The organism is Streptomyces sp. Go-475, assembly GCF_003330845.1.
GTDB lineage: Bacteria > Actinomycetota > Actinomycetes > Streptomycetales > Streptomycetaceae > Streptomyces.
This window is the reverse complement of record NZ_CP026121.1, coordinates 2011207-2031872: the sequence shown is the minus strand read 5'-3', so window position 1 is coordinate 2031872 and position 20666 is coordinate 2011207. Positions and strand designations below refer to the sequence as shown.

Annotated in this window: 17 protein-coding genes; 12 read left to right on the top strand and 5 right to left on the bottom strand. The window is 72.2% G+C overall.

The genetic code is table 11. From position 1 onward, the window contains the following. Positions 1-28 precede the first annotated feature (28 nt). Positions 29-2308: an FdhF/YdeP family oxidoreductase gene (locus C1703_RS09335; RefSeq protein WP_114251461.1), complete on the bottom strand. Its 2280-nt coding sequence runs from the start codon at positions 2306-2308 to the stop codon at positions 29-31. 423 nt (positions 2309-2731) lie between these two features. On the opposite strand from C1703_RS09335, the gene polA reads away from it, so the two are divergent. Both polA and C1703_RS09325 read left to right on the top strand, forming a co-directional pair. Then, positions 2732-5458: a DNA polymerase I gene (polA, locus tag C1703_RS09330; protein WP_114251460.1), complete on the top strand. Its 2727-nt coding sequence runs from the start codon at positions 2732-2734 to the stop codon at positions 5456-5458. Positions 5459-5682: 224 nt separating this feature from the next. Next, positions 5683-6165 carry a hypothetical protein gene (locus C1703_RS09325; protein WP_198678125.1) on the top strand — a complete coding sequence of 161 codons (483 nt, stop codon included), beginning with the start codon at positions 5683-5685 and terminating at the stop codon, positions 6163-6165. On the opposite strand, the gene C1703_RS09320 is transcribed toward C1703_RS09325, so the two are convergent. Then, positions 6083-6940 carry a DUF4184 family protein gene (locus tag C1703_RS09320; protein ID WP_114251459.1) on the bottom strand — a complete coding sequence of 286 codons (858 nt, stop codon included), beginning with the start codon at positions 6938-6940 and terminating at the stop codon, positions 6083-6085. The two genes, C1703_RS09325 and C1703_RS09320, sit on opposite strands and share 83 nt — an antisense overlap. Before the next feature lie 317 nt (positions 6941-7257). Here C1703_RS09320 and C1703_RS09315 point away from each other — a divergent pair, with 317 nt between their 5' ends. The 3 genes from C1703_RS09315 to C1703_RS09305 all read left to right on the top strand — a co-directional run bounded on the left by C1703_RS09315 (position 7258) and on the right by C1703_RS09305 (position 10295). Further along, entirely contained in the window at positions 7258-8994 is a 1737-nt protein-coding gene (locus C1703_RS09315; protein ID WP_114251458.1) for a lytic transglycosylase domain-containing protein, read from the top strand. Between the two features lie 151 nt (positions 8995-9145). Further along, complete coding sequence (locus C1703_RS09310) at positions 9146-9280, top strand: SPW_0924 family protein (protein ID WP_114251457.1); 135 nt, start codon at positions 9146-9148, stop codon at positions 9278-9280. 25 nt (positions 9281-9305) lie between these two features. Then, positions 9306-10295, top strand: coding sequence for a DUF3068 domain-containing protein (locus C1703_RS09305; protein WP_114251456.1), 990 nt, complete (start codon positions 9306-9308; stop codon positions 10293-10295). On the opposite strand, the gene hrpB is transcribed toward C1703_RS09305, so the two are convergent. Next, on the bottom strand, positions 10285-12795 hold the full coding sequence (gene hrpB, locus C1703_RS09300; RefSeq protein WP_114251455.1) for an ATP-dependent helicase HrpB: 2511 nt from the start codon (positions 12793-12795) through the stop codon (positions 10285-10287). The two genes, C1703_RS09305 and hrpB, sit on opposite strands and share 11 nt — an antisense overlap. Positions 12796-12799: 4 nt before the next feature. Beyond that, complete coding sequence (locus C1703_RS09295; protein ID WP_114251454.1) at positions 12800-13660, bottom strand: class I SAM-dependent methyltransferase; 861 nt, start codon at positions 13658-13660, stop codon at positions 12800-12802. Positions 13661-13973: 313 nt separating this feature from the next. Here C1703_RS09295 and rpsA point away from each other — a divergent pair, with 313 nt between their 5' ends. The 4 genes from rpsA (at position 13974) to C1703_RS09275 (ending at position 17803) form a co-directional block, all read left to right on the top strand. Next, positions 13974-15467 (top strand): 30S ribosomal protein S1, encoded by a 1494-nt coding sequence (gene rpsA / locus C1703_RS09290; RefSeq protein WP_114251453.1) that lies wholly within the window; start codon positions 13974-13976, stop codon positions 15465-15467. Positions 15468-15689: 222 nt separating this feature from the next. Beyond that, on the top strand, positions 15690-16628 hold the full coding sequence (locus C1703_RS09285; protein WP_114251452.1) for a PAC2 family protein: 939 nt from the start codon (positions 15690-15692) through the stop codon (positions 16626-16628). A gap of 123 nt (positions 16629-16751) precedes the next feature. Continuing rightward, positions 16752-17372: a dephospho-CoA kinase gene (coaE, locus tag C1703_RS09280; protein ID WP_114251451.1), complete on the top strand. Its 621-nt coding sequence runs from the start codon at positions 16752-16754 to the stop codon at positions 17370-17372. Between the two features lie 50 nt (positions 17373-17422). Then, entirely contained in the window at positions 17423-17803 is a 381-nt protein-coding gene (locus C1703_RS09275; protein ID WP_114251450.1) for a tetratricopeptide repeat protein, read from the top strand. A gap of 66 nt (positions 17804-17869) precedes the next feature. Here C1703_RS09275 and C1703_RS09270 read toward each other — a convergent pair whose 3' ends face one another. Continuing rightward, on the bottom strand, positions 17870-18133 hold the full coding sequence (locus tag C1703_RS09270; RefSeq protein WP_114251449.1) for a DUF6343 family protein: 264 nt from the start codon (positions 18131-18133) through the stop codon (positions 17870-17872). 74 nt (positions 18134-18207) lie between these two features. Here C1703_RS09270 and C1703_RS09265 point away from each other — a divergent pair, with 74 nt between their 5' ends. From C1703_RS09265 to C1703_RS09255, 3 genes are all read left to right on the top strand, one after another. Beyond that, on the top strand, positions 18208-19119 hold the full coding sequence (locus C1703_RS09265) for an acyltransferase domain-containing protein (RefSeq protein ID WP_114251448.1): 912 nt from the start codon (positions 18208-18210) through the stop codon (positions 19117-19119). Positions 19120-19308: 189 nt separating this feature from the next. Further along, positions 19309-19998: a class I SAM-dependent methyltransferase gene (locus C1703_RS09260; protein WP_114251447.1), complete on the top strand. Its 690-nt coding sequence runs from the start codon at positions 19309-19311 to the stop codon at positions 19996-19998. 134 nt (positions 19999-20132) lie between these two features. Next, positions 20133-20597 carry a DoxX family protein gene (locus C1703_RS09255; RefSeq protein ID WP_114251446.1) on the top strand — a complete coding sequence of 155 codons (465 nt, stop codon included), beginning with the start codon at positions 20133-20135 and terminating at the stop codon, positions 20595-20597. Positions 20598-20666 lie beyond the last annotated feature (69 nt).

Genomic DNA, 20666 nt, shown 5'->3' with positions numbered 1-20666 from the left:
GCTCGACCGCTTGCGACTGAGCAAACGCTCAGTCGGTCGCCGATTGTTCCAGACGCACCACGACGGACTTGCTGGCCGGGGTGTTACTGGTGTCCGCCGTGGCATCCAGCGGCACCAGCACGTTGGTCTCCGGGTAGTACGCGGCGGCACAGCCCCGGGCCGTCGGGTAGTGCACGACCCGGAAACCGGGCGCCCTGCGCTCCACGCCGTCCTTCCACTCGCTGATCAGGTCGACGTAGTCGCCGTCCGCCAGCTTCAGGGCCCGGGCGTCCTCGGGGTTGACCAGCACCACCCGGCGGCCGCCCCGGATGCCCCGGTAGCGGTCGTCCAGGCCGTAGATCGTGGTGTTGTACTGGTCGTGCGAGCGCAGCGTCTGCAGCAGCAGGCGGCCCTCGGGCAGCTCCGGGTACTCCACGGGCGCGGCGGTGAAGTTGGCCTTGCCGGTGGCCGTCGGGAAGCGGCGCTCGTCGCGCGGGGCATGGGGGAGCGCGAAGCCGCCGGGGCGGGCCACGCGCGCGTTGAAGTCCTCGAAACCGGGGATCACGCGCGCGATGCGGTCCCGGATCGTCGCGTAGTCCTTCTCGAACTCCTCCCACGGCGTCCGGCTGTTCTCACCCAGCACGCGGCGGGCCAGGCGGCACACGATGGCCGGCTCCGACAGCAGGTGCTCACTCGCGGGCTCGAGGCGGCCCCGGGAGGCGTGCACCATGCCCATCGAGTCCTCGACCGTCACGAACTGCTCGCCGCCGCCCTGCAGATCGCGCTCGGTCCGGCCGAGCGTCGGCAGGATCAGGGCCCGCGCGCCCGTGACCACGTGCGAGCGGTTCAGCTTCGTCGACACGTGCACGGTCAGCCGGGCCCGCCGCATGGCCGCCTCCGTGACCTCCGTGTCGGGGGAGGCCGAGACGAAGTTGCCGCCCATGGCGAAGAAGACCTTCGCCTCACCGTCGCGCAGCGCGCGGATCGCCCGGACGACGTCGTAGCCGTGCTCCCGGGGCGGCGCGAAGCCGAACTCCTTCTCCAAGGCGTCCAGGAACGCCGGGGCGGGGCGCTCGAAGATGCCCATCGTGCGGTCGCCCTGCACGTTCGAATGGCCGCGCACCGGGCACACGCCCGCGCCCGGGCGGCCGATGTTGCCGCGCAGGAGCAGGAAGTTGACCACTTCCCGGATCGTGGGCACCGAGTGCTTGTGCTGGGTGAGGCCCATCGCCCAGCAGACGATGGTCCGCTCGGAGGCCAGGACCATGCGCAGGGCCTTCTCGATGTCCTCCTGGGTCAGGCCGGTCGCCTTCAGCGTCTCGTCCCAGTCGGCGGCGCGGGCGGCCTCGGCGAACTCCTCGAAGCCGTGCGTGTGCTCCCGCACGAACGCCTCGTCGACCGCGCCCTCCCGCTCCAGGATCAGCTTGTTGAGGAGGCGGAACAGCGCCTGGTCGCCGCCGATGCGGATCTGCAGGAACAGGTCCGTCAGCGCCGCGCCCTTGAGCATGCCCTGCGGGGTCTGCGGGTTCTTGAAGCGCTCCAGGCCCGCCTCGGGCAGCGGGTTGACGCTGATGATCTTCGCCCCGTTGTCCTTCGCCTTCTCCAGGGCGGAGAGCATGCGCGGGTGGTTCGTCCCCGGGTTCTGCCCGGCGACGATGATCAGGTCCGCCTTGTACAGGTCCTCCAGCAGGACGCTGCCCTTGCCGATGCCGATCGTCTCCGACAGGGCCGAGCCGGACGACTCGTGGCACATGTTCGAGCAGTCGGGCAGGTTGTTCGTGCCGAGCTCGCGGGCGAAGAGCTGGTAGAGGAAGGCGGCCTCGTTGCTGGTGCGGCCCGAGGTGTAGAAGACGGCCTCGTCCGGGGAGCCGAGGGCGGTGATCTCCTCGGCGATGATGTCGAAGGCGCGCTCCCAGGTGACCGGCTCGTAGTGCGTGCCGCCCTCCGGCAGGTACACGGGGTGGGTGAGGCGGCCCTGCTGGCCCAGCCAGTAGCCGCTGCGGCCGGCGAGATCGGCGACCGGGTGCGCCGCGAAGAACTCGGGCGTCACCCGGCGCAGGGTGGCCTCCTCGGCGACGGCCTTCGCGCCGTTCTCGCAGAACTCCGCCCTGTGCCGGTGCTCCGGCTCCGGCCAGGCGCAGCCCGGGCAGTCGAAGCCGTCCTTCTGGTTCACGCTCAGCAGCGTCAGCGCGGTGCGCTTCACGCCCATCTGCCGCTGGGCGACCCGCAGGGTGTGCCCGATCGCGGGGAGCCCCGCTGCCGCGTGCTTCGGCCCGGCGACCTGCGGCGCGTCCTGAACCGGATCACTCTTGGGCGGCTTCGACGCCATCGCACGCTCCCCTTCGACTGCGCTGTGAGGTACGTCTCCGATCCTCCCACGCGGCGCCGACATCGAGTGAGGGCGGCCCGAACCGATGCCACGGCACCGTCCCGTCCCGGTGGGGCGGCGGCGGGGTCCGGTCCGGGGCCTCCGCGCCGTCAGTCCCGGCGGGGTACGGTCCGGGGCCTCCGCGCCGTCAGTCCCGGCGGGGCGATGGCGGGGTCCGGCCCGAGGCTTCTGTCCCGCCCTGCCCTGGTCGGCCCTGGCGGTGCCCGGTCCGAGGCCACCGCCCCTCCCGCCCCGGCCGGGCGACCGCGGGGGTCCGAAGTCTCCGGCTCGCCGCCCCCTGCCGTCGCCCGGGTCGGCCCGGCGCACGCGGGGTCGGGGCGGGGCCGGGGCCGAGTGTCAGTGGGGCGTGGCAGGATCGGGGGCGTGGCAGAGACAGCATCGAAGACGACCGACAAGACCTCCGGCGGCAGCCGTCCGCGACTGATGCTCATGGACGGGCACTCGCTGGCGTACCGCGCGTTCTTCGCGCTGCCCGCGGAGAACTTCACCACCGCGACGGGCCAGCCGACGAACGCGATCTACGGCTTCGCGTCGATGCTGGCCAACACGCTGCGCGACGAGGCGCCCACGCACTTCGCGGTCGCCTTCGACGTCTCCCGCAAGACCTGGCGCTCCCAGGAGTTCACGGAGTACAAGGCGAACCGCTCCAAGACCCCGGACGAGTTCAAGGGCCAGGTCGAGCTGATCTGCGAGCTGCTCGACGCGATGGGCGCCGCCCGCTTCGCGGTGGACGGCTTCGAGGCGGACGACGTCATCGCCACGCTCGCCACCCAGGCCGAGGCCGAGGGCTTCGAGGTGCTGATCGTCACCGGCGACCGGGATTCCTTCCAGCTGGTCAGCGAGCACACCACGGTGCTGTACCCGACCAAGGGCGTCTCCGAGCTGACCCGCTTCACCCCGGAGAAGGTATTCGAGAAGTACGGGTTGACGCCCGCGCAGTACCCCGACTTCGCGGCCCTGCGCGGCGACCCCTCCGACAACCTCCCCGGCATCCCCGGCGTCGGCGAGAAGACCGCCGCGAAGTGGATCAACCAGTTCGGCTCCTTCGCCGAGCTGGTCGAGCGCGTGGAGGAGGTCAAGGGCAAGGCCGGCCAGAACCTCCGCGACCACCTGGAAGCGGTCAAGCTCAACCGCCGCCTCACCGAGCTGGAGCGCCGGGTCGAGCTCCCCAAGGGCGTCACCGACCTGGAGCGGGCCCCGTACGACCGCAAGGCCGTCGCGATGGTCCTGGACACCCTGGAGATCCGCAACCCCTCCCTGCGCGAGCGGCTCTTCGCCGTCGACCCCGGCGCGGAGGAGGCCGAGACCACCCCGATCAGCACGGAGGGCGTGCGGCTGGACGGCACGGTGCTCGGCACCGGCGAGCTGACCGCCTGGCTCACCGAGCACGGCACCGGACCCCTCGGCGTCGCCACGGTCGACGCGTGGGCGCTCGGCGCGGGCTCCGTCGCCGAGGTCGCCCTCGCCGCGCCCGGCGGGGCAGCCGCCTGGTTCGACCCCTCCCAGCTGGACGAGGCCGACGAGACGGCGTTCGCGTCCTGGCTCGCCGACACCGCCCGGCCCAAGGTCTTCCACAACGCCAAGGGCGCCATGCGCGTCTTCGCCGAGCACGGCTGGAGCGTCGAGGGCGTCACCATGGACACCGCGCTGGCCGCCTACCTGGTCAAGCCGGGCCGCCGCTCCTTCGACCTGGACGCGCTCTCCCTGGAGTACCTGCACCGCGAGCTGGCCCCCGCCGCCGCGGCCGACGGCCAGCTCGCCTTCGGCGCGGACGACGGCGCCGAGGCCGAGGCCCTGATGATCCAGGCCCGTGCCGTCCTCGACCTGGGCCAGGCCTTCGAAGGCCGCCTGGAGGAGGTCGGTGCCGCCGACCTGCTGCGCGACATGGAGCTGCCCACATCCGCGCTGCTCGCCCGCATGGAGCGGCACGGCATCGCGGCCGACCGGCCCCACCTGGAGGCCATGGAGCAGATGTTCGCCGGCGCCGTCCAGCAGGCGGTGAAGGAGGCCCACGCGGCGGCCGGGCACGAGTTCAACCTGGGCTCGCCCAAGCAGCTCCAGGAGGTCCTCTTCGGCGAGCTGGCCCTGCCCAAGACCAAGCGGACCAAGACCGGCTACACCACGGACGCCGACGCCCTCGCCTGGCTCGCCACGCAGACGGACAACGAGCTCCCGGTGATCATGCTCCGCCACCGCGAGCAGGCCAAGCTCCGCGTCACCGTCGAGGGCCTGATCAAGACGATCGCCGCGGACGGCCGCATCCACACCACGTTCAACCAGACCGTCGCCGCCACCGGACGCCTGTCCTCCACCGACCCGAACCTGCAGAACATCCCGGTCCGCACGGACGAGGGCCGCGCGATCCGCCGCGGCTTCGTCGTCGGCGAGGGCTTCGAGTCCCTCATGACGGCCGACTACAGCCAGATCGAGCTGCGTGTGATGGCCCACCTCTCCGAGGACGAGGGCCTGATCGAGGCGTTCACCTCCGGCGAGGACCTGCACACCACGGCCGCCTCCCAGGTCTTCGCGGTCGAGCCGGACGCCGTGGACGCCGAGATGCGCCGCAAGATCAAGGCCATGTCGTACGGCCTGGCCTACGGGCTGTCCGCCTTCGGCCTCTCCCAGCAGCTGAACATCGAGGCGGCGGAGGCCCGCGCCCTGATGGACGCGTACTTCGAGCGGTTCGGCGGCGTACGGGACTATCTGCGCCGGGCGGTCGACGAGGCCCGGGCCACGGGCTACACGGCGACCCTCTTCGGCCGCCGCCGCTACCTGCCCGACCTCAACAGCGACAACCGCCAGCGCCGTGAGGCCGCCGAGCGGATGGCCCTCAACGCGCCCATCCAGGGCACGGCGGCCGACATCGTGAAGATCGCCATGCTCAAGGTGGACAGCGCGCTCAAGGAAGCCGGGCTCGCCTCCCGCATGCTGCTCCAGGTCCACGACGAAATCGTGCTGGAGATCGCCCCCGGCGAGCGGGAGACCGCCGAGGAACTCGTCCGCCGCGAGATGGCGAACGCCGTGCACCTCCGCGTCCCCCTCGGCGTCTCCGTGGGCGCGGGGCCGGACTGGGAGTCGGCAGCCCACTAGCGAGCGCACTGCGCCGACCGGACCGGGCAGGAGTCTCCTGCCCGGTCCGGAGTGCCGCAGGAGCGCCGAGCCGGGGACACACGGGGGGAGGCCGACGGCGTCCTTCATCGCTCAGCTCCGGCACGCACCTCGCTCCACCCAGCCCACCTCACGCCGTCCAGACCATCACCCACGTGGCCCCCGAGAAGGCGCCCCACCCGCCGGTGGTCGCAAGGATGCGGGGCATGGGCATACGCACGCTCCTCAGCCGCTCGGCACCAGGCGTGGAACTCCCGCCGGCCGCGCCGATCGCGTCGGTCCCGGTCTTCGCGGCAACCGCAAGCACCCTCCGCGTTCCCACCGGCCTCTCCGCGGCCCTGCGCCAGGCCACGGCGAACCTCCGGCAGCACCTGGCCCACGCGCCCGGCGGCACCGCCGCCACCTCAGGCCCCGACACCCCCGACGCGCCCGACCGCACCCCCGCCGCCCAGCCCCCCGGCCGCCCGTACGCCCCCGGCCGCCGGACACCCCACCCCTGGGCCGAGCTGGCCCGCGCCTACCTGACCCTCGTCCTCGCGCTGCTCCCACGGCCCCGCTTGGCGCATACCACCATCACCGTGTTCAACGCGACGACCGACGACCTTCTCAGCGAGCGGCCGGACGGCTCGGCTCCGTCTCGTCGACGCCGTCGGGACGGCCGGGGGCCGGAACCGGGCGCCACACCCTGACCCCCACGGCGTACAGCAGCAGCGCCGGGACGAGCCCCGCCCCCGCGCCGAAGCACACCGTCGGGATGATCTCCCACGGCTTCGCGGCCGGGCCCCAGTATGCCCACCACCGCGACGCCCGCTGCACCGCCCCCACGAACGCGAAACCGCCGATCACGGCAGCGGCCCCCCACCGGTCCCGCACCGACAGCACCGGGACCCCCACCGGCTCGCCCCCGGGCATCCGCCGCAGCGCCCGCGCCACGAACACCGCGATCACGACCGCGGCCACCGCCGAACCCCCGTACTGCAGGTACCAGTACAGCGGCGAGCCCGCCACCTCCCGGCCCAGTACGGGAAACAGCCGCATCCCCCACCGGTCGAGATGAGTGAACGCGTCCCACACCACATGCGTCGACGCGCCCAGCACCGCGGACACGTACCACCGCACCACCAGCGACGGCCGCACGCGCGCGCGTGGCGCCCCGCACCGCACCAGGGCGGCCGGCCGCCCCTGCCGGCCCCGCGGCAGCAGCGCCACCAGCGGCTCGCGCACCAGCAGCCACAACCCCACCAACGCCCAGGCGACCAGCACATCGACCGTGAAAACGCCCGGCCACGAGTGCGTGACGTCTCCGAACTCCATCGCCCCGGACAGCACACTCGCCGCGTAATAGGTCATGTCGGGCGCGAAGGAACCCGCCACGAGCACGGCGGGCACCAGCCGGCCCCGGCCGCTCCCGTCGGTGCGCACGGCGGGCAGTACGGCTGCCGCGTGGCTCAGTGTGAACGGCAACTCGGCTCCTTGCGACGGTCGTTACCAGGGCGTTCGGAGGGCCCAGTATGCGGGAAGCCGCACACGAGGCGTCCGTCGCGCTGTCCGCATGACCAACCGGTGAAAAACGGGCACGAACGGGTGCCCGAGCAAAGGAAGTTGTCGTAGGGTCGCCAGGGTCACCGTCCCGGGGGCAGGAGACAGGCCCGCCGGAGGGCAACCACTCGGGTCGGTCGATCGTCACAACAGAGCGAACACAACAGAAGTACGCGAACGCACCACACGGAGCGCGAGAGACAGAGACGGGCGCTCGGGCGTCCACGGGAGGGGTTCACTCTATGGCGGCGCAATTCGGCAGGAGGCTGTGCAAAGGGGCGGCAACCACCGCCGTGGCCGCGGTAGCGGTCGCGGCCCTGTCCGCCTCCCAGGCTCCGGGCGTGAACGACCACGGCAGACAGCCCGCCGCGGACGCCTCACCCGAAGCGAGCGCCTCCGACGGCAGCGCCACCGGCAACTCGCCCTACTACACGGACCTGCCGCCGCTCAAGAGCCCCAACCCGTCCCCGTCCACCGGACCGTCCCCGAGCGGCCAGGGCGAGACCGAGGCGGGCATCCCCGCGACCGTCCTCGACGCCTACAAGAAGGCCGAGGCCTCGCTGCGCGAGTCCAAGCCCGGCTGCAACCTGCCCTGGCAACTCCTCGCGGCCATCGGCCGGGTGGAGTCGGGTCAGGCCCGCGGCGGTCGGGTCGATGCCGAGGGCACCACGATCGGCAAGATCCTCGGCCCGCAGCTCGACGGCAACGGCTTCGCCCTCATCAAGGACACCGACAACGGCGCGTACGACGGCAACAGCGCGTACGACCAGGCCGTCGGCCCCATGCAGTTCATCCCGTCCACCTGGGCGTGGGCGGGCCGTGACGGCAACGGCGACGGCAAGAAGGACCCCAACAACATCTACGACGCCGCCCTCGCCGCCGGCCACTACCTCTGCCGCAACAACTGGGACCTGTCCGACCAGAACGACCTCGACCGGGCGATCCTCAGCTACAACAACTCGCGCGAGTACCTCAACCTCGTCATGAGGTGGCTGGAGTACTACCGCAAGGGCACGCACGAGGTCCCGGACGGCACGGGCACGCTGCCGGACAACCGCAGCGACGACGGCACCGGCGCGAGCCCCGACCCGTCCACGCCGTCCACGCCGAGCACGCCCGGCCAGGGCGCGTCCAAGCCGAAGCCCAGCCCCAAGCCGACGAAGCCCGGCGGCGGCACCACGAGCCCCAAGCCGCCGACCACCCCGCCTGGCTCGTCGACCCCACCGCCCTCGACGTCCCCCACGCCCACCGACACGGTGCACCACCTGGAGAACGCCGGAACCGCGAAGCTCACCGCCATGGCCGGCGACACCTTCGCCCAGCGCATCAGCACCCGCGCCGAGACGCAGGCCGGCAAGTCCGTCGCCAAGGTCCGGATCCGCTTCACGATCCTCGGCGACACGGACACCACCTTCACCGGCGGCGAGAGCGTGGCCACGGTCGCCACCAACAGCTCCGGCGTGGCCGTCGCCCCCGCCCTGCGCGCGGGTGAGAAGACGGGTGCCGTCACCGTCCGCGCCACCGTCGTGGGCCGTACCGTGCCCGGCCTCGACTACACGGCCACCGTCACCGAACGCGCCGCCGACACCCTCGTCCGCACCGGCGACGCCGCACTGACCTGCACCCCCGGCGGCGAGTTCGCGAACCAGGTCGAGGTGAAGGCCACCTACAAGGGCGCCGTGGCGGACGGCGTCGCGGCCACCGCCACGCTGATCAAGTCGGCGGACGACCCGACCGCCAACGACAAGGGCCCCTACTTCAAGGACGCCGACGGCAAGGCCGTGCGCACCCTGTCGGGCCTGAAGACGGACGCGAAGGGCCTGCTGAAGCTGCCGAAGCTGTACGCGGACGACACCACCGGCACGTTCCTGCTCCGCATCAACACCGCGGGCGGCGCGAGCCTCACCGTCGAACTGACCGTGGCGGCCGCCGCGACGGCCTCACCGAGCCCCAGCCCGTCGGCCGACCCGAGCGCGTAGTCCCCGAGCAGGACCGGCGACGCCCCTCCTTCGGGAGGGGCGTCGTTGTGTGTGCAACGTGTTCTCATCTCCGCCGCCCGTTGCTACGGTGCCGAGAAACCTGACGGTGTATCAGCTCATCCGTCTCAGCTCATCCGCGGGGAGGCCCCGTATGCGCGCACTCATCGCCGCCGCCACCGGTCTCGCCGTCGCGTTCGCCGTGGTCCTGACGTTGACCGCCCTCGGCTCGCCCTCGGGCGGGACGTCCCCGAAACCACTGCTGACGACGGTGCCCGCACACCCCTGACCGCCCGCCCGGGAGGGAGGCCGAGATGCGCCGCAAGGCCGGCCTGATCCTGCTCGCCCTCGCCGTGTTCTTCGCGGCCCTGTCCCCACTGCTGCGCTGGTACGCCTTCCCGCGCCTCGCCAAGGTCCCCGCGCACCAGTACCAGGACATGGTCCTGGAGGCGAAGGACGCCACCCTCCTCGACTACGGCACCATGCGGGCGAAGAAGGTCCCCAAGGTCACCATCGTGCAGACCCTCAAGGGCAACGTCGAAGCCTCCGAGCGGATCGAGGAGTCGGCGGGCCGGGACGTCGTCGTCTGGGACGGCCTGTCCTACGTCGTCGGCCCCGACGGCAAGATGGTGTCCAAGATCCCCGAGCGCTACATCTTCGACGCCCACACCCAGGAACCCGTCCACGCCACCGGCGAGATGGTCGACGGCGACCCCGTGCGCCGCGAGGGCATCGAGTTCAAGTGGCCCTTCCTCACGGAGAAGCGGGACTACGAGTACTTCGACGCCCAGGCCCGCGTCACCGCCCCCATCCACTACAAGGGCACCCGGGACTTCCGCGGCCTGGAGGTCTACTACTTCGAGCAGACCATCCCCTGGACCAAGGTGAAGATCCCGAAGACCCTGCCCGTCGAGGGCCTCACCCCCGAGGCGGTGACCCGGACCGGCACGACCCGCTGGTACACCACGGTCCGCAGGTTCTGGGTCGAACCCCTCACCGGCGCCCCCGTCTACGGCGAGGAACTCCACAAGGAGGAACTGCGCGGCGGCACCCTCCTCGGCGACCGCGACAAGGTCACCGCGTTCGCCGGCCACGTGAAGATGCGCGAGGACTACATCGAGCACACCGTCGACCTGGTGAAGTCCCAGCGCCTGCTCATCCTGCTGATGACGTCCTGGCTGCCCTGGGGCTCCCTGACCCTCGGCGTCCTCCTGCTGGCCCTCGCGCTCTACGTGGAGGCCCGCGGCCGCCGCGCCGGCCCGGCCCCCACGGCGGCCGAGCAACCGTCCCCCGTCAGCGCCTGAGCCGCGCGTTGGTGTGCCGGGTCGGCTCGGCCCCGGCCGGGTCCTCGGGCCACGGATGCTTCGGGTACCGCCCGCGCAACTCCGCCCGCACGCCCTTGTAGCCGTCCCGCCAGAAGGAGGCGAGATCGGCGGTGACGGCGGCCGGCCGCCCCGCCGGGGACAGCAGATGCACCAGCAGCGGCACCCCGGCGACCCGGGGCGACTCCTGCAGCCCGAACATCTCCTGCAGCTTCACCGCGAGCACGGGCTGCTCGGGCCGCTCGTAGTCGATCCGGATCCTCGACCCGCTCGGCACGGTCATCCGCTCCGGGGCGAGCTCGTCGAGCCGCCCGGCCTCCCCGGACGCCCACGGCAGCAGCCGCGCGAGCGCCTGACCGGCGTCGATCCGCGCCAGATCGGCCCGCCGCCGCGCCCGGCCCAACTCCGGCTCCAGCCACTCCTCCACGCGCGCGTGCAGCGCTTCGTCGGACACGTCGGGCCAGGGCGCACCGAGATGCAGCCGCAGAAACGCGAGCCGCTGCCGCAGCACCCCGGCCTCCGCCGACCACCGCAGCAGTCCGAACCCCTCCTGCCGCAGACCGTCGAGCAGCGCCCCGCGCACGAGCGACGGATCGGGATCCCTCAGGGCCCGCACCGCGAGCTCCACGGCCCCCAGCCGCTCCACGCGCCGCGCCACGACGTCCCCGCCGTCCCAGCGCACCTCGTCCCGCTCCTCCAGCAGCGCCCCCGCCGCGAACCGGGCCACGTCCTCGTCGACCACGGCCCCGAGCTGCACCCGCGCGTGCCCCTTCCCGACCGGCCGGTCGGCCACCGCGACGGCGATCCAGGGGGCATCGCGCAGGGCGCTCCCGTCACCGACCTCGGCACGAGTCCCGGAGACCATCAGGTACGACCCGCCGTCCCGCCTGGCGACGCGCTCGGGAAAGGCGAGAGCGGCGACGAGCCCGACCTGCCGCTCCTCCGAAGAGTCCTTCAAGGGGACGGGAGAGTGCGAAGCCCCTGAGCCGACGCCCCGCAGCCGCCGAACCTCACTCCGCCACCGCGAGGAATAGGCGTCACCCCCACGCCGGGCCCGCCGCAAGGCACCCGCCAGATCATCCCCGTACTCCCTAGGCGCCTCCTCGCTCAACAGGGCGACGATCTCCGCGGCCCGCTCGGCCCCCACGAACGGCACCGCGTCCACCAAGGCCCGCCCCAGCCGCGGATGCAGCCCCAGCCGGGCCAGCGCGACACCCCGCTCGGTGGCCCGCCCGGCGGAGTCGACGGCCCCCACGGCGCCCAGCACACCCCGCGCCGCCGCCATGGCCCCGGAGGGCGGCGCGTCCAGCAACGCCAGCCCGGACGCCTCCGGATCACCCCAGCACGCCACCTGCAGGGCGAACGCCGTCAGGTCGGCCACCTTGATCTCCGGCGACGGAAAACGCGGCAGACGCGCGTCCTCGGCCTCCGCCCAGCACCGGTACACCGCCCCCGGCGCCTCACGCCCGGCCCGCCCCGCCCGCTGCCGCCCGGCCGCCTGCGACGCCCGTACCGTCGTCAGCGCGCTCAGACCACGCGCGTGGTCCACCCGCGGCTCACGCGCCAGCCCCGAGTCCACGACCACCCGCACCCCCGGCACCGTCAACGACGACTCCGCCACGGCCGTGGCCAGCACCACCCGCCGCCGCTCCCCGGGCACCAGCACCGCGTCCTGCACCGCCGCGGGCGCCCGCCCGTGCACCTGGAGCACCTCCACCCCGCCGAGCCCCCCGAGCTGTCCGGCGACCCGGGCGATCTCCCCGACGCCCGGCAGGAAACACAGCACGTCCCCGTCCCGCTCGGCCAGCGCCCGCCGCACCACCGACGCCACATGCGTCAGCAGCGCCGGGTCGACCCGCATCCCGTGCGGCGGCCGGACCGGACGCGCCGGCGGCGCCCACACGACGTCGACCGGATGGGCCGCCCCCCGCGCCTCGATCACCGGCGCGCCGCCCAGCAACCCGGCCCAGCCCTGCGCGTCCGTCGTCGCGGACGCCGCCACCAGCCGCAGCTCGGGCCGCAGCGTCTCCCGCACGTCCCACAGGAACGCCGCCACCGTGTCGGCGTCCAGATGCCGCTCGTGGCACTCGTCGAGCACGACCACGTCCACCCCGGCCAGCTCCTGGTCCCGCTGCAGCCGCTGGAGCAGCACACCGGTCGTGACGACCTCCACGCGCGTGTGCCGCCCGACGACCCGTTCCCCGCGCACGGTGTAGCCGACGCTCTCGCCGGTCTTCTCGCCCAGCAGCCACGCCATCCGCCGCGCCGCCGCCCGGGCAGCGATCCGCCGCGGTTCGGCGACGACGACCCGCCGCGCGGGCCGCTCACCCAGCAGGCCCGCCAGCGCGAGCGGCACCAGCGTCGTCTTGCCGGTGCCGGGCGGCGCCACCAGAACGGCGGTGCCGTGGCCCTCCAGGGCGTCGTCGAGACCGGGCAGGGCACTGCGGACGGGCAGCGCGTCCAGGGCGTCGTAGCGGATCACACCGTCAGTCTCGTACGCACACGAAGATCGCCGTGCCCGGGATCAGGTTCCCGCGCAGCGGCGACCAGCCGCCCCACTCGGACGTGTTCCAGGCCGGCCACTCCGGCTCCACCAGGTCCACCAGCCGGAAGCCCGACGCCACGACGTCCCGGATCCGGTCGCCGATCGTGCGGTGGTGCTCCACGTAGACCGCGCGGCCCTCCTCGTCCTGCTCGACGTAGGGGGTGCGGTCGAAGTACGAACCCGACACCGACAGCCCCTCGGGCCCGGGCTCGTCCGGGAAGGCCCAGCGGATCGGATGCGTCACCGAGAAGACGAGACGGCCCCCGGGCCGCAGCACCCGGCGCACCTCACGCAGCACCTGGCGCGGGTCGGCGACGAAGGGCAGCGCCCCGTACGCCGAGCAGGCCAGGTCGAAGGAGCCGTCGGCGAAGGGCAGCGCACCGGCGTCGGCGCACACCAGGGGGAACGTTCCACCGATCCGCAGCGCGTGCTGCAGCTGCCGGTGCGAGATGTCCAGGGCCACCGGGCGGGCACCCTGGGCGGCCAGCCAGCGCGAGCACTGGGCGGCGCCGGCGCCGATCTCCAGCACGTCCCGGCCCTTAAGCTCCTCCGGCGGGCCCAGCAGCTCCGCCTCCACCTCGTCCAGGCCCTCGGGACCCCACACGAAGCGGTCGTCACCGAGGAACGTGCCGTGCTCGACCTGGTACTCGTCCGCGTTGCGGTCCCACCAGCCGCGGTTGGCGCGGGAACTCTCCGCGACCGAGGCGGCACGCCGGGTGGCCTCGGGCTCGGACGCTTCGGGCTCTTGGATGATCGGCTCCCTCGTCGTACTCTTCCGTCCAGCCGGTCCCGGCGACGTCACGAAGGGCGTGTCGTACGGCCCACGTGGCCTCGGACGATATGACTTGTGCCGGGTATGCGGTGTTCCGTCCCGCGTGGGCGGCTTCGCGCATTGACCCTGCCCGGCTGCCCCCGTATGCTACAAGTTGCGCTGCGGGCCTGCGCACCTCAGACGTAGCAGGCTGCGCTCGCATCTGTATGTATGTCCCCTCGGTTGTCGAGGCGCCACCATTTCGTGTGGCGCTTCCTTGGCTGTCCGGCTTCTGCAGAGCGAAACGGGCTCCCGGCGTAGCAGTACCTACGACTTCAATGTCCGTACCGGAGCCCTTTCCCACATGACGAGCAGCACCGAGACCACCGCCACCACCCCGCAGGTAGCGGTCAACGACATCGGTAACGAGGAAGCCTTCCTCGCCGCGATCGACGAGACGATCAAGTACTTCAACGACGGCGACATCGTCGACGGCGTCATCGTGAAGGTCGACCGGGACGAGGTCCTGCTCGACATCGGTTACAAGACCGAAGGTGTGATCCCGAGCCGCGAGCTCTCGATCAAGCACGACGTCGACCCGAACGAGGTCGTCGCCGTCGGTGACGAGATCGAGGCCCTCGTCCTCCAGAAGGAGGACAAGGAAGGCCGCCTGATCCTCTCGAAGAAGCGCGCCCAGTACGAGCGTGCCTGGGGCACCATCGAGAAGATCAAGGAAGAGGACGGGATCGTCACCGGTACCGTCATCGAGGTCGTCAAGGGTGGTCTCATCCTCGACATCGGCCTCCGTGGCTTCCTCCCGGCCTCCCTGGTCGAGATGCGCCGCGTCCGCGACCTCCAGCCCTACGTGGGCAAGGAGCTCGAGGCCAAGATCATCGAGCTGGACAAGAACCGCAACAACGTGGTCCTGTCCCGCCGTGCCTGGCTGGAGCAGACCCAGTCCGAGGTCCGCCAGACGTTCCTTACGACCCTCCAGAAGGGTCAGGTCCGTTCCGGCGTCGTCTCCTCGATCGTCAACTTCGGTGCCTTCGTGGACCTGGGTGGCGTCGACGGTCTGGTCCACGTCTCCGAGCTCTCCTGGAAGCACATCGACCACCCCTCCGAGGTTGTCGAGGTCGGCCAGGAGGTCACCGTCGAGGTCCTCGACGTCGACATGGACCGTGAGCGCGTCTCCCTGTCGCTGAAGGCGACCCAGGAAGACCCGTGGCAGCAGTTCGCCCGCACCCACCAGATCGGCCAGGTCGTGCCCGGCAAGGTCACGAAGCTGGTTCCGTTCGGCGCGTTCGTCCGCGTGGACGAGGGCATCGAGGGTCTGGTCCACATCTCCGAGCTGGCCGAGCGCCACGTGGAGATCCCGGAGCAGGTCGTCCAGGTCAACGACGAGATCTTCGTCAAGGTCATCGACATCGACCTCGAGCGCCGTCGCATCAGCCTCTCGCTGAAGCAGGCCAACGAGTCCTTCGGTGCCGACCCGTCGGCGGTCGAGTTCGACCCGACCCTGTACGGCATGGCCGCGTCCTACGACGACCAGGGCAACTACATCTACCCCGAGGGCTTCGACCCCGAGACCAACGACTGGCTCGAGGGCTACGAGAAGCAGCGCGAGGAGTGGGAGCGCCAGTACGCCGAGGCGCAGCAGCGCTTCGAGCAGCACCAGGCGCAGGTCATCAAGTCCCGCGAGGCGGACGAGAAGGCCGCTGCCGAGGGTGGCGAGGCCGCCGCTCCGGCCGCGTCCGGTGGCGGTTCGTACTCCTCCGAGGGCCCGGACAACTCCGGCGCGCTGGCCTCGGACGAGGCGCTTGCCGCGCTTCGCGAGAAGCTGGCCGGTGGGCAGAGCTGAACGCCCGCTGAGCTGTAGCTCCTGACCGAGGGGCCGTACCTTTCGAGGTGCGGCCCCTCAGTCGTCGTCGCTCGGGCGCGGGCCGGCGGTGGCTGGTCGCGCAGGTCCCCGCGCCCCTTCAGCGGCGTTGCCCCAGCCGCCAAGATCAACATTCTCGCCCTCCGGGAATGCCCACGCCCGCAAGGTCGTTGTGGAGTATGAACACGAGGAGGAGCGGTCACTGTGCTTGATCCGCAGGGTTTGTACGCATGGGAGCCGAAGGGCCTGGCCGTCGTCGACATGGCGCTGGCGCAGGAGTCGGCCGGCCTTGTCATGCTCTACCACTTCGACGGATACATCGACGCGGGCGAGACCGGCGACCAGATCGTCGACCGGGTGCTCGACTCGCTGCCCCACCAGGTCGTCGCCCGCTTCGACCACGACCGGCTCGTGGACTACCGGGCCCGCCGCCCGCTGCTGACGTTCAAGCGCGACCGCTGGAGCGACTACGAGGACCCCGCCATCGAGGTGCGCCTCGTGCAGGACGCCACCGGAGCGCCGTTCCTGCTGCTGTCCGGCCCCGAGCCGGACGTGGAGTGGGAGCGCTTCGCCGCGGCCGTGAAGCAGATCGTGGAGCGGCTCGGCGTCCGCCTGTCCGTGAACTTCCACGGCATCCCCATGGGCGTCCCGCACACCCGGCCGGTCGGCCTCACGCCGCACGGCAACCGCACGGACCTCGTCCCGGGCCACCGCAGCCCGTTCGACGAGGCGCAGGTGCCCGGCAGCGCCGAGTCGCTCATCGAGTACCGCCTGCTCCAGTCCGGGCACGACGTGCTGGGTGTCGCCGCCCACGTGCCGCACTACATCGCCCGCTCCCCGTACCCGGACGCGGCCCTGACGGTCCTGGAGGCCATCACGGCGGCGACCGGGCTGGTGCTGCCGGGCATCGCCCACGCCCTGCGCTCGGACGCCCACCGCACCCAGACGGAGATCGACCGGCAGATCCGCGAGGGCGACGAGGACCTCACCGCCCTCGTCGAGGGCCTTGAGCACCAGTACGACGCGGTGGCCGGCGCCGAAACGCGCGGCAACATGCTCGCCGAGCCGGTGGACATTCCGTCGGCGGACGAGATCGGCCGTGAGTTCGAGAAGTTTCTGGCGGAGCGCGAGGGCGACACCTGAGACGTCCCTCAGGGGCGCAGGGAACTGCGCGGCGCACGGGCGGCGCCCCCGTGCGGTGCCTCATCCCTCGCCGCCCCGCACCCGGAAACACGGCCTCCCAGCGGAGCGTCTAGGCTGCGGCACATGCTGAAGGTGGGCCTGACCGGTGGTATCGGCGCCGGCAAGAGCGAGGTGTCACGGCTGCTCGTCGAGTGCGGTGCCGTGCTGATCGACGCGGACCGCGTCGCACGGGAGGTCGTCGCGCCCGGGACCCCAGGGCTCACGGCGGTCGTCGATGCCTTCGGCGAGGAGATCCTCGCCGAGGACGGCAGCCTGGACCGGCCCAGGCTCGGCTCGATCGTCTTCTCCGACCCGGCCAAGCTCGCCACCCTCAACGCGATCGTGCACCCCCTGGTGGGCGCCCGCTCCCGTGAGCTGGAGGAGGCCGCCGCCGAGGACGCGGTCGTCGTCCACGACGTCCCGCTCCTCACGGAGAACGGCCTGGCGTCGCTCTACGACGTCGTGATCGTCGTCGACACGAGCCCCGAGACCCAGCTCGACCGGCTCCTGACCCGGCGCGGTATGACCGAGGAGGACGCCCGCGCGCGGATGGCCGCCCAGGCGACACGCGAGCAGCGCAGGGAGATCGCGGACATCGTCATCGACAACGACGTGCCGCTGGAGGAGCTGGAGCGCCGCGTGCGGGAGGTGTGGGCCGAGCTGCGGCGCAGGTCCCAGGCGGCCCGGCCGTCCCCTCAGGAATAGCGGCCCCCCGAGGGCGCGTTGAACCCGCGCAGTGAGGGAAGGACTCTGCCGTGCCCGAGACCAGCGGTTCGACCGGACGTACCCCGGAGACGAACGTCATCGACTTCCGCGCCGCCGAGCAACTGCTCGCGGCGCGGGACCCTCGGGGCGCGGTGAAGCTGCTCGACTCGGTCATCGCCGCGCACCCGGAGAACACCGCCGCGCGGCTGCTGCGCGCGCGTGCCTTCTTCGCGGCGGCGCAGCTGAGGCCGGCCGAGCTGGAGTTCTCCATCGTGCTGGAGCGCGAGCCGGACAACGCGTTCGCGCACTTCGCGCTCGCCCGCACCTATGAGCGGCAGGGCCGCCCCGACCAGGCGAAACGCCACTTCCGGCTGGCGGCCGCGCTGGATCCGAACCCGCAGTTCCTGAAGGCGGCGCGCTTCGAGTCGTGAGCCCGGCCCGGCCCCTCCGGGGCGGGCGTCCGGCGGCTGGTCAGGGGGCGGGCCTCCGGAGGGCGGTCACGGGCGGTCGTCCGGTGGCCGGTAGGGCGGGATGTCGTGGCCCGGCTGGTAGTGCGGGCCCTGGCGGATGTGCCTGAGGACGACGGCGAGGTCGACCGTCACGACCAGCAGCAGCACGCCGCAGGCGATGGCCCAGCCGGGCCGCCCGGCGAGCGTGAACGCGACCGTCCCGACGAGCGCCCACAGCAGCCCCCACAGGCTCAGCCAGAAGCGCGCCCGCAGGGCACTGCGCGCGGTCCTCGGTTCACTGCCCGTACGCATCGTCCGATCACCACTCCTTCTTGCAACGTACTCTTCCCGGCTAAGGTCCACAAAAGGCCGACTGGGGGAGTCGTATGCTGCCGGACGCCGACGCGTTGCCCGAGATCCTGCTCGACCTCGCGGTGGCGCACGAGGACATCAACGACCTGGTCGCGCTGCGGCGGACGCTCACCGCGGACGCCGGGGCCGTGCGGCTGCTGGCGGAGTGCGTCGAGGAGCTCGTGCGGGACATCGGGGAGACCGGGGTCGAGGTGCCGCTCGTCGAGCGCCTCGCCGAGGCACCGGCGGCACTGGGCCCGTACTTCTCCGTGTACGTGTTCGTCGCGGCGTTGCCGCACACACGCGCGTACCACCGCGAGCGCGGTGTTCCGGCCGATGTCAGCCGCCGCACCTTCGCCGACCTCGGGCGGAACATGGCGTTCCACCGACGGCAGCACGGCAGGGGAGGGGTGCAGGTCCCTCAGTGGCTCACGCACCACTTCCGCGGTGAGCTGTACCAGCTGGGCCGGCTTCAGTTCGAGCGGGCGCGGCTCGGACAGCGCACGGGGCGGGCGATCGCCGCGGCCGGGGGCGACATGGGGCCGGGGGAGTCGTGCCTGAACCTGCACATCCCGGACTTCCTCGGTCCGCTGTCGCCGGCGGCCTGCGACCGTTCGCTGGCACTGGCACGTGAGTTCTTCGCCCGCCACTGTCCGCGCGAGCGGTACCGGGTCGCGGTGTGCCATTCCTGGCTGCTCGACCCACAGCTGAAGCGGTATCTCGGCCCGGACTCCAACATCATCCGCTTCCAGCAGCGGTTCGCGGCCGCCCGGGACCCAGGCGAGGAGCCGGAGCCGGCGGACACCGAGCCCGTCCGGTTCGTCTTCGGCGACCCGGACCTGCCGGTGGCGAGCCTGCCGAGGCGCACGTCCGTGGAGCGGGCCGTCGGCGACCACCTGCGGGCCGGCGGCCACTGGTACGTGGGGCACGGCTGGTTCCCGCTGTAGTCGCTGAGTTCCGGTCCTGTGGTCGCTGGGGCTTCGGCCTGTAGTCATTGAGGCTTCGGTTCGGCAGTCGGTCCTGCATCCCCTTGGCTCCGGCCCTGTGGCCGTCTGCTCGTTCACTCGGTCGGGTGAAGGCGGTCGGGAGGGGAACGGCTGTGCGGGGGCGGCCGTTGGACGGGCATGGAGCTGAAAATGCGTGAGGGGTACGAGGGGACGGGACCCGGGGCCATCACCCCGGACGGCTGCGCGGTGGAGCTCTACTCACGGCTCCCGGTAGGAGAGGAACCGGGCATCATCGCCGCCGCGGTGCCCGAGGGCGCCCGCATCCTGGAGCTGGGCAGCGGCGTCGGGCGCATGACGCATGGGCTGCTGGAGCGCGGGTTCACGGTCACGGCGGTGGACGAGTCCGCCGACATGCTGGCGCGCGTGCGCGGCGCGCGGACGATATGCAGCCCGATCGAAGAACTGGATCTGGGCGAGACGTTCGACGTGGTGCTGCTCGCGTCGTTCCTCGTGCACGCGGGGGACCCGGAGGTGCGGCGGGCCCTGCTGCGCACCTGCGTGCGCCATGTCGCCGAGGGCGGCTGCGTGCTGATCCAGCGGGAGGGCGAGGACTACCACGTGAAGGTGCCGCGCGAGCGGGTGGACCCCAGCGGTTTCACCGTCCGCATCGTCTCGTCGGAGCCGGCCGGCGACGGGGTCAACTCGGTCCGCGCGGAGTACGAGTTCCCGGACGCGGTCTGGACGCAGACGTTCCGGACCCGGCCGCTCACCAGGGAACAGTTCGAGGAGGCGCTGGGTGAGGCCGGGCTGAGGGTCGATCGGTATCTGACGGAGGATCGCATATGGGTGAGGGCGGTGCCGACGGCCCGGGCGGTCTAGGCACGCAGGCCCCCGCAGCCGTTCGCGATGGGCAAGCAGTCCGGGAGACGTCCGCCGGGCGGCGATGAGTTCCAGGGCGAGGGGCGGTCTACCTCTGCGACACCAGCACGGACCGCTTCCCCCAGGAGACCTCCATGTCCGAGACCACCGCCTCCGTCACCGCCGCCCCCTCCAGCCCGGCCGGGGTCGTCATCGCCGAGTCCGCGACCGCCCGCGGGCGGCGTGCCCGGATCGCGCTGCGCGGTCTGCAGATCCTGCTCGCCCTCTTCTACGCGGTCGCGAGTGCCCTGCCCAAGCTGATCGGGCACGCCTCGGGTGCCGAGTACTTCGACAAGCTGGGGTGGGGCAGCGTGGGGATGTACACCATCGGAGCGCTCGAACTGGCCGGCGCCGTCGCCCTGTTGATCCCGGTGCTGCAGTCGGTGGCGGCGGTGGCGCTGGGCGCGTTGATGGTGGGCGCGTTCATCGTGCAGACAGCCGTCTTCGACGGGGAGCACGCGGCGACGCCGCTCATCCTGCTCGTTCCGCTCGCCCTCATCGCCTGGGCGCGGCGGGGGCACAACGCCGAGCTGCTGCGGCTGCTGCGGCGAGGGGCATGACCGTACCGCGTGCGACACCAGCGGCGTCCGCTGGTCCCAGTCCTCGACGAGCGCTGTGACCAGCGGTCG